Here is a 16,731-nt window from a genome sequence, read left to right as displayed (position 1 = left end):
TATGTCAGATGGGTGGTAAAATATAGGAAACGGAAAAACGAAAATCAGTTTCTTGTGACAACAGCAAAGAGCGGGGAGGAAATATGGAGCAGAGGGAAAAAATACTGGATGCGACAATTAGAGTGTTTAACCGGAAAGGATTGAAATTTACAATGGACGATATTGCTGGAGAATTGTCCATGAGTAAAAAGACAATTTATACGGTATTTCGTGATAAAGAGACCTTGTTTTTTCAGATGGTAGATTATTGCTTTGACAATATAAAAGAAAGTGAACAGGCTATTTTAAATGATACTTCTTTAAAAACAGAGGATAAGATCCGGAAAATACTTGGGGTTCTTCCAGAAGGATATAAGGATATCGATTTTCGTAATCTCTATCAGCTGAAAGATAAATATCCGAAAATATATCACAAAGTGGAGGAACGATTAGAGACCGGATGGGAAAATACAATCGCTCTCATTCATCAGGGAGTGGAGGAAGGAGCAATCCGGCCGGTAAACATTATCGTAATTAAAACAATGTTGGAAGCAACGATTGAACAGTTTTTTCAAAGAGATGTGCTCATTACAAATGGTATTTCCTATGGGGATGCGTTGCAGGAGGTTGTAGATATTATTGTTGATGGTATAGCAATCAGAAAGTAAATTAAATGAGGAATTAATAAATGGACGACAGATGGAGGCGATAGAATGAGCCGTACATATTTAAACGACAACTGGAATTTTTCTACGGAATATACGGATGCGATGCTACAGGCAGATTATGATGAAAGCAGTATGGAAAGCGTTCGGATTCCACATACCTGCAAAGAAGTTCCGTTTCATTATTTTGATGAACAGATGTATCAGATGGTCTGTGGCTACCGCCGGAACATTTTTGCTCCAGAGACCTGGCGTGATAAATCGGTGGTGTTGACATTCGAGGGAGTCGCTCATAGTGCGCAGATCTTTATCAATGGAAAGCTGGTGAAAGAGCATAATTGCGGGTATACGGCATGTTCAGTTGAAATTGGCGATCTGCTGCGCTATGGACAGAACAATCAACTGACGGTAAGGGTGAACAGCAGAGAAGATCAGAACATTCCACCGTTTGGTTTTGTAATTGATTATATGACATTTGGTGGAATCTACAGGGATGTTTATCTGGAGGTAAGGGAAAAAGAATATCTGGAAGATATCTTTGTTAAGACTCTTTTGCCGCCGGAACTCAAAAGTCATCCGGAAAAGAAAGCAGCGGAACACTATCCGGCAAAGATCGTTTCTCTGATACAGATCCATTCTGACGATATCCAGGATCCGGAAAAGGAACCTTTGTACATCCGTCAGAAGCTTTTGAAAAAGGACAATGAGGATCTTGCGCTTGGGGAGACGGAGATCTCCGGAAATGAAGTAGAGATAGAGGAGGCTGTATCAGATATTCTTTTGTGGGAACTGGATGATCCATGCCTGTATGAACTGAAAACGGAACTGGTTCGTTCGGGTAAGGTAATCGATACGAGAGTGGATACATTTGGATTTCGTAAAGTGGAATTTGAAACAGATGGGTTTTACTTAAATGGAAATAAAGTAAAAATCCGTGGATTAAACAGACATCAGTCGTATCCGTATGTTGGCTATGCAATGCCGGAATCCATGCAGAAGCAGGATGCTGAGATTCTGAAACAGGAACTTGGATGTAATGCTGTACGGACATCCCATTATCCACAGTCGCAGTATTTCATCGAACGCTGTGATGAAATCGGACTGCTTGTATTTATGGAGATCCCGGGATGGCAGCATATTGGCGATGAAAACTGGAAAAGACAGGCGATACAGAATGTAAAAGATATGATCCGTCAATATCGGAATCATCCTTCCATTATTCTGTGGGGGGTGCGGATCAATGAATCCGGGGATGATGATGAATTTTATATACGAACGAATGAAGCTGCACACGAACTGGATGATTCGAGACCGACAGGCGGGGTGCGTGCACATAAGAAAAGTCATTTGTTCGAAGATGTGTATACATATAATGATTTTTCACATGATGGGAAAGCGCCTGGATGTGAGCCGAAAAAGAACATTACCAGTGATCGGAATAAACCATATCTGATCTCTGAATACAATGGACATATGTATCCAACGAAAGCGTTTGACGATGAAGAACACAGGAGAGAACATGCGCTTCGCCATGCAAGAGTACTCGATGCAGTGGCCGGACAGAATGATATTGCAGGAAGTTTCGGATGGTGCATGTTTGACTATAATACGCACAAAGACTTTGGAAGCGGAGACCGTATCTGCTATCACGGTGTTTTAGATATGTTCCGGAATCCGAAAATGGCTGCGTATGTTTATGCCTGTGAAGCGGAAGATGGAGACACCGTACTGGAATTAAGCTCTTCTATGGATATTGGAGAGCATCCGGGCTGCAATCGGGGAGCAACTTATATTTTTTCGAATGCAGACAGTGTAAAAATGTATAAGAATGATCATTTCATAAAAGAGTATACGAGAAAGGATTCTCCATTTCAGAATCTGAAACATGGTCCGATACTCATCGATGATTTTATCGGAGATGAGATCAAAAAGAGTGGTGATTTTACAGAAAAACAAGCAGAAGAAATTAAATCAGCACTTAATTACACGGCTGTACATGGATATGGCCATTATCCGGCGTGGATTATTAAGATTGCATTGAAAGCACTTCTTTTTTATCATATGAAGCCGGAAGACGCTGTAACGCTTTATAACAGTTATGTAGGGGACTGGGGTGGAAGCAGCACGATATATCGTTTTGAAGCGATTAAAGATGGGAGGATCGCAAAAACGATTGTCAAGAAGCCAATGACTGCTTATCATATGGACCTTACGGTTTCTTCCAGGGAATTGCTGGAACAAAGAAGTTATGATGTGGCGGAAGTAAGGATTGTGATGAGAGATGAAAATGGCAATCAGCTGTTCTATTTTGAAGACCCCGTGATTGCAGAGACTGAGGGACCAATCGAAATGATCGGACCGGAAATTGTTCCAGTGAGGGGAGGAATGACCGGAATTTATGTAAAAAGTCTTGGTGAATCCGGAAAAGCCGCATTGACATTACGATGTCTGGGCGCGGACCCGGTTCGGATCGAATTTGAAGTGATCTGTCCGGATAATAATGAGGGATAATTTTTGAGGGAAAATTATTTGAAGTAAATGATGAAGGAGTATAACATGTTGGAAAAATCGAAAAATATTTTTGGAAATGAGATCAGTGCCAGAGCATATAAGAGTGCGTGCAGATCAAAGGAAAAGTATCGGAAAAAATTTGGGGATGATTCCAGAAACGATTATCCGGTGAGCATTGAAAAAAATCTGTATATTGGGGATTCGCTTGGTGTCCGGAACATTTTGCTGGAACAGAAAGACAACAGTGCGGATTTTGATATGGAGAAGGGAATTATCGTTGGAAATATCCGTATGGGATTTGGACATTACCGGATTTCAATGGCGATGGCTTCGGCAGCAAAATATCTGGGATACACTCCATACTGGATGGATTTAAACGGTTATCCGCAGACCACATGCACAAAAGTCATCAGTGCACAGAATAAACTGTATTCTCTGGGTTCAAGAATGTCAAAAAACCGATTGTTTAACAAACTGGTCTGGGAACCGATGAACTACGAGGGATTCCGGGCATTGTCATATAATGCTTCCGACCAGAAAAATGCAGAACTTATGGTGCCGGTATTTCGGAATATCCCGAAGGAGATTCCGGTGATTGGAACCCATGTGTGGCCTGCGCAGGCTGCGGTTCATGCAGGCATGAAATATGTTGTCAATGCGATTCCGGATAACTGGCCGATGGCGCTTCATCTTGCAGAAGGCAGTGTGCATACGATCCAGTGTCACAATGCTTATATGGGATACCGTATTTTAAACGGAATGAATAAGAAAAATGTCTGCAATCCGATGCCGGCGGATGCTCTGGTGTATACCGGTCATTATATTGATCATGAATTGGTCAGCAATATAGAAAATGACTGTCAGGCGAGAATCGAGCGGAAAAATCAAAAGAAACCGATGCGTTTTCTGCTGACGATCGGCGGAGCCGGAGCACAAAAAGAAATCTTTGCTGCGATTATCCGCCATCTGCTTCCAATGATCCATGAAAAAAGAGCTGTTTTGTATATAAATGTCGGGGATTATAAAAATGTGTGGGATGAACTGAAAGAGATTCCGGAAATGGGGTCGGTTGCAACCGAACATTTTGAGAACTGGAAAGCAACCGAAAAATTTGCAGAAGACGCATTAAATCCGGCAAATGATATGTTCGGAATACATGGATTCTGGCATTCCAATATTTTTGAGGCAGTTTACTGTACCAACCTTCTGATGAGAAGTGCAGATGTGCTTGTGACAAAACCAAGTGAGCTTGCGTTTTATCCGGTTCCAAAACTTTTTATCAAGAGGGTCGGAAAGCATGAAATGTGGGGAGCAATTCATTCGGCAGAAATCGGCGATGGAACACTTGAGTGCAGGGATATTCCGCATACACTCCAGATGATCGATCTGTTTTTAAATGACAACGATCTACTGGAAGATATGTGTCAAAACATTATGACTAATAAATCCATCGGAATCTATGATGGAGCATATAAAGCAGTAGAACTTGCAATGGGGTTAAAAAATAAAGATCAGGGAAGATAGCATAGGAGAGAAAAATGGAAACGAAGAAAAAATTATCAGGAATAGAAAAGTTTGCCTACGGAATTGGCGCAGTTGGAAAAGACATGGTGTACATGTTATCTGCAAGTTACATCCTGTATTATTATCAGGATATTATGGGAGTCAGTGCATGGGCAATGGGAGTTATTCTTCTTGTAGCACGTGTGTTTGATGCATTTAATGATCCAATCATGGGGGTGATTGTTGCCAAAACAAAGACCAGATGGGGAAAATTCCGTCCGTGGCTTCTGATTGGAACGCTGACCAACGCGGTGATTTTATATCTGATGTTTTCCGCACCGACTTCTCTCAATGCGGGAGGACTTGTGGCATATGCGGCTGTTACATATATTTTGTGGGGTGTTACATACACCATGATGGATATTCCATACTGGTCCATGGTTCCTGCCTTTACAGAGAGTGGAAAAGAACGTGAGAATCTGTCGGCGCTTGCGCGTTCCTGTGCAGGAGTCGGCTCAGCAGTCATCACAATTATTACTGTTATGTGCGTGTCGGGACTTGGAAAATGGCTTGGCGGAGCAAACGATGGCGAGGTGGAGCGGCTTGGTTTTCAGGCTTTTGCAGCAATTGTCGCAGTATTATTTGTGATTTTTACAGTTATCACCTGTGTCTGCATCAAGGAAAAATCGTCGGTGGATATGCAGACCGCATCGGTAAAAGATATGTTCCGTGCTTTGATCCAGAATGACCAGGCAATGACGATGGTTGCAGCAATTGTCCTGATCAATTCAGCTCTTTATATTACGTCAAACTTACTGATCTATTTCTTTAAATATGATTTCAGTGGTGCCGGATGGAAAGCAGATTATACCTTGTTTAATACTTTTGGAGGAGCATTTCAGATACTTGCCATGATGATCCTGTTTCCACTTCTGAGAAAATTCATGAGCACGATAAAAGTATTTTATGTCAGCTTTACAATGGCTTTTTGCGGGTACCTCATCTTACTGTTCCTTACAACAGGAGGAGTGACAAATGTATACTTCCTTTTAGTGCCGGCATTTCTGATTATGTCCGCAATCGGAATGCTAAATGTAATTGTTACAGTTTTCCTGGCAAATACCGTAGATTATGGAGAACTGAAAAATAAACGAAGAGATGAGTCGGTTATTTTTTCCATGCAGACATTTGTGGTGAAACTTGCTTCCGGAATCTCTGCGCTTGTTGCTTCGCTTGTGCTTACCGTATGCCAGATCAGTTCGGATGAAACAGTGGAGGCAACCGTCAGCGGAAGCTCCAGAATCGGACTTCGCATGAGTATGACCATTATTCCGATATTTGTACTTATCATTGCAGTTATCATATTCCGCAGACACTATATCCTTACGGATGAAAAATTGAATGAAATTAAAAAGGAACTTGAGAAAAATTAAAGGAGGATATAATAATGATTCGAAAACTGGAAAATATTATGGTTCTTGATACAGAACATACAACGTATTGTTTCAAAATCCTTCCGACCGGACAGCTGGAACATCTGTATTATGGTGAAAAAATCATCATCGATTCCGCAGCAGAGGCAGAGGTACTCAGCGAGAAGCATGCATTTGCTCCGGGAAATACGAACGTGTATGATGCGGCACATACCAGCTATTCTCTTGAAGATATGAGACTTGAAATGTCTTCATACGGAAAGGGCGATATCCGGGAGCCATTTGTGGAACTTGTGCATGCAGATGGAGGAATGACATCGGATTTTGTGTATGAAGAAAGTCTGATTACAGAAGGCAAGGAGCCGTTTGTAACACTTCCTGGTTCTTATGAAGAGAATGGTAAAGTTGAGCATCTGACAGTAATCATGAAGGATCATAATTATGGACTGGTTCTGGAATTGAATTATTATGTCTTCCCCAAAAAGGATGTGATCACACGTGCTTCAAAACTGATCAATGAAAGTGAGGATTCTGTCTGGCTGAAAAGGCTCATGAGTACACAGCTGGATTTTGAAACGGATGATTATATCCTTACAACGTTTAATGGTTCGTGGGCCAGAGAGATGCAGCGTCATGACATCCGTGTCTGTGCTGGAAAACATGTGAATGCTTCCTATACAGGGACTTCTTCTAACCGTGCGAATCCGTTTGTCATGCTCTCAAAGGCGACAACCAGTGAAGATACAGGAATATGCTATGGCATGAATCTGATCTATAGTGGAAATCATTATGAGGCTGCAGAAGTGAATGGATATCATAAAACGAGATTTGTTGCCGGAATCAACCCGCAGAGCTTTTCCTTTGAAGTAAGACCTGGAGAATTCTTTGAATCACCGGAAGCAGTTATGACCTGTTCTACGGAGGGATTTAATGGAATGAGCAGACGGATGCATGCATTTGTACGGGCATGCATCTGCAGAGGTGAGTGGAGAGATAAAATCCGTCCGGTTCTCCTGAACAGCTGGGAAGCTGCTTATTTTGACATCAGTGAAAACAAGCTGTTAAAACTTGCAAAAGCAGGAAAAGCTGCAGGAATCGAATTGTTTGTTATGGATGACGGCTGGTTTGGACACCGGAATGATGACAAATCTTCATTAGGGGACTGGTATGTCAATAAGAAAAAACTTCCGAATGGACTGGAAGGGCTTGTAAAAAAAATAAATGCTCTTGGACTTGATTTTGGAATCTGGGTAGAACCGGAAATGGTCAATACAGACAGTGATTTGTACCGCGCACACCCGGAGTGGACGATGGAAATTCCTGGAAAACCACATTCCGAAGGACGAAATCAGAGAATTCTGGATCTGGCGAATCCAAAAGTCGTAGAGTATATCATCGAAGAGATGACAAAGGTATTTTCTTCAGCAAATATCAGTTATGTCAAATGGGACATGAACCGGATCTTTTCGGATTATTATTCGCAGTATCTGGATTATGAGCATCAGGGAGAGACCGCACATCGTTATGTACTTGGTCTGTATCGTGCAATGAAGACTTTGACAGAACGTTTCCCGCAGATCCTGTTTGAAGGCTGTGCGGCAGGCGGAAACCGTTTTGATCTTGGAATTTTGTCTTATTTTCCACAGATATGGGCAAGTGATGATACGGATGCTGCCTATCGTGTACAGGCACAGACGAATTACAGCTATGGATATCCGATGTCCTGCGTCAGTGCACATGTATCGGCCTGCCCGAATCATCAGACACTTCGAAATACTCCGTTAGATACCAGATTTCATGTGGCTGCATTTGGCATTTGTGGATATGAGTGTAATTTCTGCGATATGTCAAAGGAGGAATTAAGACAGATCAAAGAGCAGATTACACTTTATAAGGAATGGCGCGAAGTATTACAGCACGGAGAGTTTTACAGAGGAAGAAACGGACAGAATCTGTATGAATGGACCTGTGTATCCAAAGATCGTAAAAATGCAGTCGGAATGCTGATGCAATATATGGTGCAACCCAATACACAATTTGAACAATATATACCAAAAGGATTGATCAAAGAAGATAAATATAAATTATTTAATCAGGAATTAACATATAACATCAAAGAATTCGGCGATCTGGTCAATACACAATCACCGATTCATATCAAACAGGGCTCACTGGTGCAGCATGTTGTTTCCAGGTTTGTGACGATGCCGGGAGAAAAGGAAGAAGTGACAGCGTCCGGGTCTCTTCTGATGAATGGGGGAATTAAATTGAAGCAGGCGTTTGCAGCAACCGGATACAGCAATGAGGTCCGGTATTTCCAGGATTTTTCCTCCCGCATGTACTTTTTGAAAAGTATGAATTCGTAGTAGATATTTCCTAAAAATTAGTTTATAATTTTTATTATATTCGAATGAGGAAAGGGAGAGGAGACATAAAGATGGAGGAGACAAAATACCGTTATAACGATATCTCGGAGCGTTACCGCAAAATGAACCGTTTGAATCTGATTGCAATTGGATTCCTTTCTGCGGTTATTCTTGCATATATGTGGTTAAAACTGTTGAACGGACATATTCAGAGAATCACCGTGTTCAGCAATACATTTTTAATCATTGTTTTTCTGGCGCTGAATGCAGTGCTGTATCTGAGAGACAGGGCAACAACCAGACTGAAAGTTGCGGCAACTGTGGAGATGGCTCTTGAGTATTTACTTTTAGGAGCCCAGACAGATGCCAGTTTCATCCATTATATTCTGATCGGTATTCTGATTCTTCAGATTCCGTATTATGATCTTAAAGGGATCAAATACACAGGCATCATTACCGGTGTGTTTTATATAGTTGTGCTGGTCATCCAGGCGGTAAAAGGAATTACCGGAACCGATGTAGAGGCAATCTGTATTGTGCTTTGTGTACTGGCATTGATTCTTACTTCAACAAATGTAGGGAAAATTGCAATTTTATTTAATGATGATGCATTTGGGGCGATTGATGAGGAACATCAGAAACAGCAGGCAATTATGGACGGAATCATTTCAACCTCGCAGACAATTCAGGCCGAATCTGAAAAGAGCGGGGAACTGATCGAAAAGCTGGTTTCTGCAACGCAGTCGGTGACAGAGAGCATGCAGGAGATTACGGATTCTTCCAATACGACAGCACAGAGCATTGAAGAACAGAACAATATGACCAATTCCATCCAGGATGCAATTGAAGTTACCGGACAGAGTTCCAGACAGATGGTTCAGATAGCAACGAATTCCAATGAAAGTATTCAGCAGAACATACAGGTTATGGAAGAACTGAAAGAGCAGTCTACGCAGATCACAGAGACAAATAATGAAGTAACACAGGCGATGACGAAGCTTCAGAACAAGACAAAAGAAGTGGAAGAGATTGCCGGAATGATCTTAAATATCTCCAACCAGACCAATCTGCTGGCATTAAATGCTTCGATTGAAAGTGCGCGTGCGGGAGAAGCCGGTAAAGGATTTGCTGTTGTTGCAGAGCAGATCCGGCAGCTTGCAGAGCAGACAAGAAATTCAACAGAAGAAATTACTGCAATTGTAAATGAGCTGAATGAGAATGCCAACGAGGTTGTTCAGTCGGTTCAGGTATCGGTTGAGGCAACACAGAGTCAGAATGAGAAGATCATGGCTGCTTCAGAGGCGTTTGAACAGCTTGGAAAGAATATTGGAGAGCTTGTAAACCATATCGAGGAAGTGAACACACAGGTCGATGGACTTGCAGGTTCGAATAATAAGATCGTTGAGAATATTTCGCAGTTATCAGCTGCCACAGAAGAAGTAACTGCCAGCGCAGAGCAGGTTCACGGCATGAGTGAACAGAACCTGGATCATGCGGAGGCGGTAAAAGCTTCTGTTGACAGGATTCGAAGTACTGCGGACGATATGAAGAAATACATATAATACTTGTTTTTTACCTTTGTAAGAGGTAGTATGAGTGTAATGCCAACGTAGTATAAACTGCGCATAACCGGATGAGGCTATGTGCAGTTTTTGCGTTATCCGAAAAGGACGTATGTGTAAGGCACAAACGATGTTATTTTGGGAGATAGATCATGATCGCAGAATGTCTGAAAAATGTAAGAGAAAAGAAACCGCTGATACATAATATTACCAATTATGTTACTGTCAATGATGTGGCGAATATTTTGCTGGCCTGCGGCGGAAGTCCGATCATGGCGGACAATCCGATGGAAGTTGAGGAAATTACATCCATCTGTCAGGGGTTAAATATTAATATTGGAACGTTGCAGCAACATACGGTGAAGTCAATGTTTCTTGCTGGAAAAAGAGCAAAGGAACTTGGACATGTGGTGTTGTTTGACCCGGTAGGAGCTGGAGCAAGCCGGTTTCGGACCGAAGCCGCTTTAAAACTTATGAGAGAAATTCCCTTTGATGTGATACGCGGAAACATATCGGAAATTAAAACATTAGCGAATGGTTCCGGGTGTACAAGAGGTGTGGATGCCTCGGTCAGCGATCGTGTGACAGAGCAGAATCTGGGTGAAGCTGTTTCTTTTGTAAAAGAATTTGCGAAAAAGACGGGAAGTGTTATTGCAGTGACCGGAGCAATTGATCTGGTGGCAGATGACAGGGAATGTTATGTAATAAGAAACGGCCGGGCTGAGATGGGGAGTATTACAGGAACCGGATGCCAGCTTTCCGGAATGATGACGGCGTATCTTGCTGCAAATACCGAACACCTACTGGAAGCTGCGGCTGCCGCGGTATGTGCCATGGGCGTTGCCGGTGAAATCGCGTGGCAGCACCTTCCGGTGTATGGAGGAAATGCATCTTACCGTAATGCCATCATTGATGAAATCTGTCATCTGGATGAAAAAACACTTACAGAATATGCAAACTATGAGATTTATAAGTAGATAGAAAGGAAGCAGGATACATATGAGCAACTGCAGAAAAGAAGATATGTTATTATATGCGGTTACAGACCGCAGCTGGCTTGGAGACAAGACACTTGCAATGCAGGTAGAAGAGGCATTGAAAGGTGGAGCAACATTTGTACAGCTCAGGGAGAAGCATCTTGACAAAGAAGCATTTCAGAAGGAAGCTGTGGAGATTCAGAAGTTATGCCGCAAATACCATGTACCGTTTGTCATCAATGACAATGTGGAGATTGCCATGGAGATCGGTGCAGATGGCGTCCATGTCGGACAAAGTGATATGGAAGCCGGATCGGTGAGGGAAAAGCTTGGACCGGATAAAATAATCGGAGTATCAGCAGCTACCGTAGAACAGGCTTTACAGGCAGAAAAACGTGGAGCTGATTATCTTGGAGTAGGTGCGGTGTTTTCCACCAGCACAAAAGAAGATGCAAAGCCACTGGATCATAAAGTGTTAAAAGAGATCTGTGAGGCGGTAAATATTCCGGTTGTGGCAATTGGTGGGATCAGCCAGGATAATGTGCTTGAACTGAAAGGAAGCGGAATTTCAGGAATTGCAGTTGTAAGTGCGATTTTTGCACAGAAAAATATCAAAGAAGCTGCAAACAGATTAAAACAGTCTGTGGCTCAGATTGTGAAAGAATAGTCGGATATGAGTATAAAAGGGATTATTTTTGATGCGGATGGAGTACTTTTAGATTCGATGGGAATCTGGGATCAGGCTCCGGAAATGTATTTACGGAGTAAAGGGATTACTCCGGAGAAGCATCTTGGACAGAAAATGTTTGCCATGAGTATGACGGAAGGCGCAGAGTATATAAAGAAACATTATCTTGTCGATTTTCCGGTTACAAAGATATTAGATGGAGTTACGGACACGATCTGTACATTTTATGAACAGGAGGTTCTTTTGAAACCCGGAGTGGAAGAGACACTGCGGTGGATACAAAAACAGAGAATTCCAATGACTGTGGCGACGTCATCAGAGAAGAATGTGATCAGTAAGGCATTTGAACGTCTTGGAATTTTTTCCTGTTTTCAACAGGTCTTTTCCTGTGAAGAGGTTGGTGCAGGGAAAGACAGACCGGACATTTATTATGCAGCACAGCAGGAGATGGCGTGCAGAGTGGAAGAGACGATCGTATTTGAAGATTCGTTTTATGCACTTCAGACGGCAAAGAAGGCCGGATTTGTGACGGTTGGAGTCTATGACCGTTTTAGTGAAAATCAAAGAGAGGAAATTCAAATGCTTGCAGATCACTATCTGGGAAAGTTATCGGCAGATCAGGTCAGGGCGTGTATCGCGCAGCATGACAGTGGAAAGGAGTAAAAATGCATACAGCACTTACAATCGCGGGAAGCGACTCCTGTGGAGGCGCAGGAATACAGGCAGATATTAAGACAATGACAGTAAACGGAGTATATGCCATGAGCGCAATCACGGCATTGACCGCGCAGAATACGACCGGTGTCACCGGAATTATGGAGGTTACTCCGGAATTTTTAAAGAAACAGCTGGATGCGGTCATTACGGACATTTGTCCGGATGCAGTGAAAATAGGTATGGTTTCTTCCGGTGAACTGATTCATGTAATCGCAGAAACAATCCGGCAGTATCAACTGAAAAATGTGGTTGTAGATACCGTGATGGTTGCCACAAGCGGAGCGAGATTAATCAGTGAAGAAGCAATCGGGATACTTAAGCAGGAATTGCTCCCACTTGCAGATGTGATCACACCAAATATTCCGGAGGCAGAAGTACTCTCCGGCAGAAAAATAAACTCCGAAGAGGATATGATGTCCGCAGCAGAATGGATACAGAAACATTATCAGTGCAATGTCCTGTTAAAGGGAGGACATCAGGTAAATACAGCAAATGATCTGCTTGCAGATGCAGATGGAATGCACTGGTTTAAAGGCAGAAGAATCGATAATCCGAATACACACGGAACCGGATGCACGTTATCGAGTGCAATTGCAGCAAATCTTGCAAAAGGAATGACCATGCAGGCGGCAGTGGAAGGGGCAAAAGATTATATTTCCGGTGCGCTTGCAGCAATGCTTGACCTTGGAAAAGGAAGCGGACCGATGAATCATGCGTATGTAATCGATGAAATTTCTCAAAAATAGGAATGTTTTTTGTATGAAAAGAGAAACAAGCAAAAATGTTGTAAATACAACGTGCTTTTTCTCCGGATCTATGTTATATTCCTACCATGGAACAAGGAAATAACTGGCAGAGAAAATGTGATGTATGCAATCACGTTCTGTCGGGAAAAATATAAGCATTATGGAGGTAAGAATATATGAGAATCCTATTTTATGATGCAAAGCAATATGATGTAGATTCCTTTGAAAAGGAGCGTCCGAATTATCCGGATCTTGAAATTGAATATCTGGATACGGACATTTCTCCGAAGACAGCGGCTCTTGCGGATGGGTATGATGCAATCTGTGCATTTGTAAGTTCCGATCTTGGAGAAAAGACACTGGATATACTTGCAGACAAAGGCATAAAACTGATTCTTATGAGATGTGCGGGATTTAATAATGTGGATCTGAAAAAAGCGGAAGAACTTGGAATTACAGTACTTCGTGTTCCGGGATATTCACCGGAGGCTGTAGCGGAACATGCCATGACGCTTGCAATGAGCGTGAACCGGCGCATCCATAAAGAATATATCAAAGTACGTGAAAATAATTTCAGTCTGGTTGGACTGATGGGCTTAAATTTCCATGGACGTACAGCTGGAATTATCGGAACCGGAAAGATCGGGGCAGCTATGGCAAAAATCTGCCATGGATTCGGAATGAAAGTAATTGCCTATGATAAATATCCGAATAAAAATCTTGATTTTATCGAGTACAAAGAATTAGGGGATGTTTTGAGTGAAGCAGATCTGATCTCTCTTCACTGCCCGCTGACAGACGAGAACTATCATATGATTAACGCGCATACGATTGCAAAAATGAAAGATGATGTGGTACTCGTCAATACATCCAGAGGAGAACTGGTAGATACGAACGATCTGATTCAGGGAATCCGCAATCATAAATTCCATGGAGTTGGTCTGGACGTTTATGAAGAAGAAAGAGACAATGTGTTTGAAAATCGTTCCGCAGATATTCTGGAGTCATCGGTAACAGCAAGACTGTTGTCCTTCCCGAATGTTATCGTGACATCACATCAGGCATTTTTTACGGAAGAAGCGATGGCAGCGATCAGTAAAACAACACTGGATAATGCGGTTGATTTTATAAACAATGAGATCAAGGAAATGAATCTTGTAAAATAATCTGTAATTTTTAAAAATTGGTGTTGACATTAACACTTTAATAGGGTAGACTAACATCAAGTTAAAGAAATTCATAAGTAAAATCAAAGAGCGAAAGTAGTACTTCAGATGATTCTTCACAGAGAGTCTGCGGTGGTGGAAGCAGGCAGGATAGTTTGACAGGAATGGATTCGTTAGATGCAAAGTGAACAAGAGTAGCGGATGCCGTTTCCCCACGTTACAGGGGCAAGATATCGAAGTGACAAAGAATGCTTACTTCCGTATCTGCAGAGAGATGACGTAATTGGTGGCTGATATTTCCGATTGGAGATATCAGCCTTTTTGTTTCCAGAAGATGGATATATCTACAATTACATCATAAAGCAGGGTGGCACCACGAGAAATTCGTCCCTGGGAGATGCAAGAAAACATCTCCCGGGGACTTTTTATTTTATCAGGAGGAAAAAATGAGAAGATTACGGGTTTACAAGAAAACAGTCAGTATTGTAAATGAGACAGCAACCGGAATGTATGCGAGTCTGGTTGGAAACAAAAAGGGATTTTTGCTGGAAAGCTATGATAAAAATTATGACAGATATTCTTTTTTCGGAGAAGAACCGGAAGAACTGATCACATCAAAAGGCAATTCCCTGATCGTGACAAAACGCGATGGAAGCAAGACCGTAAAGGAAGGCAATCCACTGGTTCTTTTAAAAGAATATTACAGTGATTTTGATATTGTAAAAGACAATGAAGAGTTATCTTTCTCCGGAGGACTTGTTGGAAACCTTGGATATGATTTTGTAAGATATGCGGAAAAACTTCCGGACAATAATCCGGATGAGATTGGAATTGAAACGATCCAGATGATGCTTATGACAGAATTTCTTGTCATGGATTATGTGGCAGAAACACTGACAGCGATCGTTCTCGGAGAGGACAGCGAAGAAGGAAGGGAAAAGTCGCTCTTAAAAGCACAGGATATGATCGAACGCGCGAGAAGAAAACCGGAAGAAGAAACAGCATTTCATCACGATGGTGTAATCGTAGCGCAGTCCGACACATTAGAAGAGTACAGCAAAAAGGTCAATAAGATCAAAGAGTATATCAGAGAGGGGCATATCTTCCAGACTGTGTTATCTCAGCGCTGGACGATCGAGACAGGTCAGGATGGATTTGCACTCTATAAGGAGTTAAGAGAATTAAACCCATCTCCGTATCTGTATTATTTCAACTATGGAGAGTTTGAAGTGATCGGAAGCTCACCGGAAATGATCGTAAAACAGCAGGGAAACCGTGTGTTCACATGCCCGATCGCAGGAACAAGACGGCGTGGAGCAGATCCTCAGGAGGATGCACTTTTAAGAGATGAGCTGCTTCAGGATGAAAAAGAACGTGCCGAGCATGTAATGCTTGTTGATCTTGCAAGAAATGACATGGGACGTATCGCAGAGTTTGGAACCGTAAAAGTGACACAGTTTATGGAAGTGCAGAATTACTCGCACGTGATGCATATTGTTTCCCAGGTAGAGGGAAGAAAAAAAGGAGAATTTCATCCACTTGATCTGGTTTCTTCCTTCCTTCCGGCCGGAACATTGAGCGGTGCGCCGAAGATCCGGGCGATGGAGATCATCGATGAATTAGAGACGGTAAGGCGTGGATTGTATGGAGGCGCAACCGGATATATCGATTTTTCCGGAGATATGGATTTTTGTATTACAATCCGTACGATGGTGAAAAAAGGAAATCGTGTCTATCTGCAGGCGGGCGCAGGAATCGTTGCAGATTCTGTACCGGAAAACGAATATCAGGAATGCTGCAATAAAGTAATGGCACTTGCAAAAACACTGGTTGAGGAGGAAAACTTATGATTTTACTGATTGATAATTATGATTCATTTACATATAACCTGTATCAGTATATTGGTATTTTCGAGGATGGTATCAAAGTGGTACGAAATGATGAGATCACGATTGACGAGATTAGGCAGATGAATCCTCAGAGAATCGTGCTTTCACCGGGACCAAAGAATCCGAAAGAGGCCGGTATCTGTATGGATGTTGTAAAAGAGTTCTATGATAAGATCCCGATTCTTGGCATCTGTCTTGGACATCAGTGTATCGGTGAAGCACTTGGAGGAACTGTATCCTATGCCAAAGCTCTGTTTCATGGAAAACAGTCAACCATCACACATGACGGAACAAGCATTTTCAGTGGGATTGATTCACCGATCAAGGTGGCAAGATATCATTCACTTGCGGTACAAAGGGATACACTTCCAAAGGAACTTAAAGTGCTCGCAGAAACGGAAGATGGAGAGATCATGGCGATGCGCCACAGAAAATATCCGGTAGTTGGATTGCAGTTTCATCCGGAATCTATCTATACACAGCACGGCAAACGGATGATCGAGAATTTTATCAATGGAACAATATAAAC

At 42.2% G+C, this 16,731-nt stretch carries 13 protein-coding genes and 1 other annotated feature; all 13 genes read left to right on the top strand.

Annotated features, from left to right (window positions below; genetic code table 11):
- Positions 1 to 83 precede the first annotated feature (83 nt).
- The 13 genes from FYJ75_RS06160 (at position 84) to FYJ75_RS06100 (ending at position 16,729) form a co-directional block, all read left to right on the top strand.
- Positions 84 to 647: a TetR/AcrR family transcriptional regulator gene (locus tag FYJ75_RS06160; RefSeq protein WP_154429589.1), complete on the top strand. Its 564-nt coding sequence runs from the start codon at positions 84 to 86 to the stop codon at positions 645 to 647.
- 45 nt (positions 648 to 692) lie between these two features.
- Positions 693 to 3,155 (top strand): glycoside hydrolase family 2 protein, encoded by a 2,463-nt coding sequence (locus tag FYJ75_RS06155; protein WP_154429588.1) that lies wholly within the window; start codon positions 693 to 695, stop codon positions 3,153 to 3,155.
- 45 nt (positions 3,156 to 3,200) lie between these two features.
- Positions 3,201 to 4,679, top strand: a complete 1,479-nt coding sequence (locus FYJ75_RS06150; RefSeq protein WP_154429587.1) for a DUF6937 domain-containing protein — start codon at positions 3,201 to 3,203, stop codon at positions 4,677 to 4,679.
- A gap of 14 nt (positions 4,680 to 4,693) precedes the next feature.
- On the top strand, positions 4,694 to 6,091 hold the full coding sequence (locus tag FYJ75_RS06145) for a glycoside-pentoside-hexuronide (GPH):cation symporter (RefSeq protein ID WP_154429586.1): 1,398 nt from the start codon (positions 4,694 to 4,696) through the stop codon (positions 6,089 to 6,091).
- A gap of 14 nt (positions 6,092 to 6,105) precedes the next feature.
- Entirely contained in the window at positions 6,106 to 8,457 is a 2,352-nt protein-coding gene (locus tag FYJ75_RS06140; protein ID WP_154429585.1) for an alpha-galactosidase, read from the top strand.
- Between the two features lie 71 nt (positions 8,458 to 8,528).
- Positions 8,529 to 10,019 (top strand): methyl-accepting chemotaxis protein, encoded by a 1,491-nt coding sequence (locus FYJ75_RS06135; RefSeq protein WP_154429584.1) that lies wholly within the window; start codon positions 8,529 to 8,531, stop codon positions 10,017 to 10,019.
- A 152-nt stretch (positions 10,020 to 10,171) separates the two neighbouring features.
- Entirely contained in the window at positions 10,172 to 10,996 is an 825-nt protein-coding gene (gene thiM, locus FYJ75_RS06130; protein WP_154429583.1) for a hydroxyethylthiazole kinase, read from the top strand.
- A 22-nt stretch (positions 10,997 to 11,018) separates the two neighbouring features.
- Complete coding sequence (gene thiE / locus FYJ75_RS06125) at positions 11,019 to 11,663, top strand: thiamine phosphate synthase (RefSeq protein ID WP_154429582.1); 645 nt, start codon at positions 11,019 to 11,021, stop codon at positions 11,661 to 11,663.
- A 6-nt stretch (positions 11,664 to 11,669) separates the two neighbouring features.
- Entirely contained in the window at positions 11,670 to 12,347 is a 678-nt protein-coding gene (locus FYJ75_RS06120) for an HAD family hydrolase (protein ID WP_154429581.1), read from the top strand.
- 2 nt (positions 12,348 to 12,349) lie between these two features.
- Positions 12,350 to 13,147: a bifunctional hydroxymethylpyrimidine kinase/phosphomethylpyrimidine kinase gene (gene thiD / locus FYJ75_RS06115; protein ID WP_154429580.1), complete on the top strand. Its 798-nt coding sequence runs from the start codon at positions 12,350 to 12,352 to the stop codon at positions 13,145 to 13,147.
- Positions 13,148 to 13,323: 176 nt separating this feature from the next.
- Positions 13,324 to 14,313, top strand: a complete 990-nt coding sequence (locus FYJ75_RS06110) for a 2-hydroxyacid dehydrogenase (protein WP_154429579.1) — start codon at positions 13,324 to 13,326, stop codon at positions 14,311 to 14,313.
- A 77-nt stretch (positions 14,314 to 14,390) separates the two neighbouring features.
- Positions 14,391 to 14,708, top strand: a binding site (T-box leader).
- Positions 14,709 to 14,759: 51 nt separating this feature from the next.
- Positions 14,760 to 16,163 carry an anthranilate synthase component I gene (gene trpE, locus FYJ75_RS06105; RefSeq protein WP_154429578.1) on the top strand — a complete coding sequence of 468 codons (1,404 nt, stop codon included), beginning with the start codon at positions 14,760 to 14,762 and terminating at the stop codon, positions 16,161 to 16,163.
- The gene (locus tag FYJ75_RS06100) at positions 16,160 to 16,729 is read left to right on the top strand and encodes an anthranilate synthase component II (protein WP_154429577.1); all 570 of its coding nucleotides are present in this window, start codon (positions 16,160 to 16,162) and stop codon (positions 16,727 to 16,729) included. The genes trpE and FYJ75_RS06100 overlap by 4 nt, the downstream gene beginning before the upstream one ends.
- Positions 16,730 to 16,731 lie beyond the last annotated feature (2 nt).

It is taken from the genome of Roseburia porci (assembly GCF_009695765.1).
Classification (GTDB): domain Bacteria; phylum Bacillota; class Clostridia; order Lachnospirales; family Lachnospiraceae; genus Roseburia; species Roseburia porci.
Note: the sequence above shows the minus strand (reverse complement) of the source record. Positions and strands in the feature narration are given on the sequence as shown.

Excerpts from the sequence above, each read along its gene's own strand:
- FYJ75_RS06135 (WP_154429584.1), top strand. The coding sequence starts at position 8,529 with ATGGAGGAGACAAAATACCGTTATAACGATATCTCGGAGCGTTACCGC.
- FYJ75_RS06145 (WP_154429586.1), top strand. The coding sequence starts at position 4,694 with ATGGAAACGAAGAAAAAATTATCAGGAATAGAAAAGTTTGCCTACGGA.
- thiM (WP_154429583.1), top strand. The coding sequence starts at position 10,172 with ATGATCGCAGAATGTCTGAAAAATGTAAGAGAAAAGAAACCGCTGATA.
- trpE (WP_154429578.1), top strand. The coding sequence starts at position 14,760 with ATGAGAAGATTACGGGTTTACAAGAAAACAGTCAGTATTGTAAATGAG.
- thiD (WP_154429580.1), top strand. The coding sequence starts at position 12,350 with ATGCATACAGCACTTACAATCGCGGGAAGCGACTCCTGTGGAGGCGCA.
- FYJ75_RS06160 (WP_154429589.1), top strand. The coding sequence starts at position 84 with ATGGAGCAGAGGGAAAAAATACTGGATGCGACAATTAGAGTGTTTAAC.
- FYJ75_RS06155 (WP_154429588.1), top strand. The coding sequence starts at position 693 with ATGAGCCGTACATATTTAAACGACAACTGGAATTTTTCTACGGAATAT.
- FYJ75_RS06120 (WP_154429581.1), top strand. The coding sequence starts at position 11,670 with ATGAGTATAAAAGGGATTATTTTTGATGCGGATGGAGTACTTTTAGAT.
- thiE (WP_154429582.1), top strand. The coding sequence starts at position 11,019 with ATGAGCAACTGCAGAAAAGAAGATATGTTATTATATGCGGTTACAGAC.
- FYJ75_RS06100 (WP_154429577.1), top strand. The coding sequence starts at position 16,160 with ATGATTTTACTGATTGATAATTATGATTCATTTACATATAACCTGTAT.
- FYJ75_RS06150 (WP_154429587.1), top strand. The coding sequence starts at position 3,201 with ATGTTGGAAAAATCGAAAAATATTTTTGGAAATGAGATCAGTGCCAGA.
- FYJ75_RS06110 (WP_154429579.1), top strand. The coding sequence starts at position 13,324 with ATGAGAATCCTATTTTATGATGCAAAGCAATATGATGTAGATTCCTTT.
- FYJ75_RS06140 (WP_154429585.1), top strand. The coding sequence starts at position 6,106 with ATGATTCGAAAACTGGAAAATATTATGGTTCTTGATACAGAACATACA.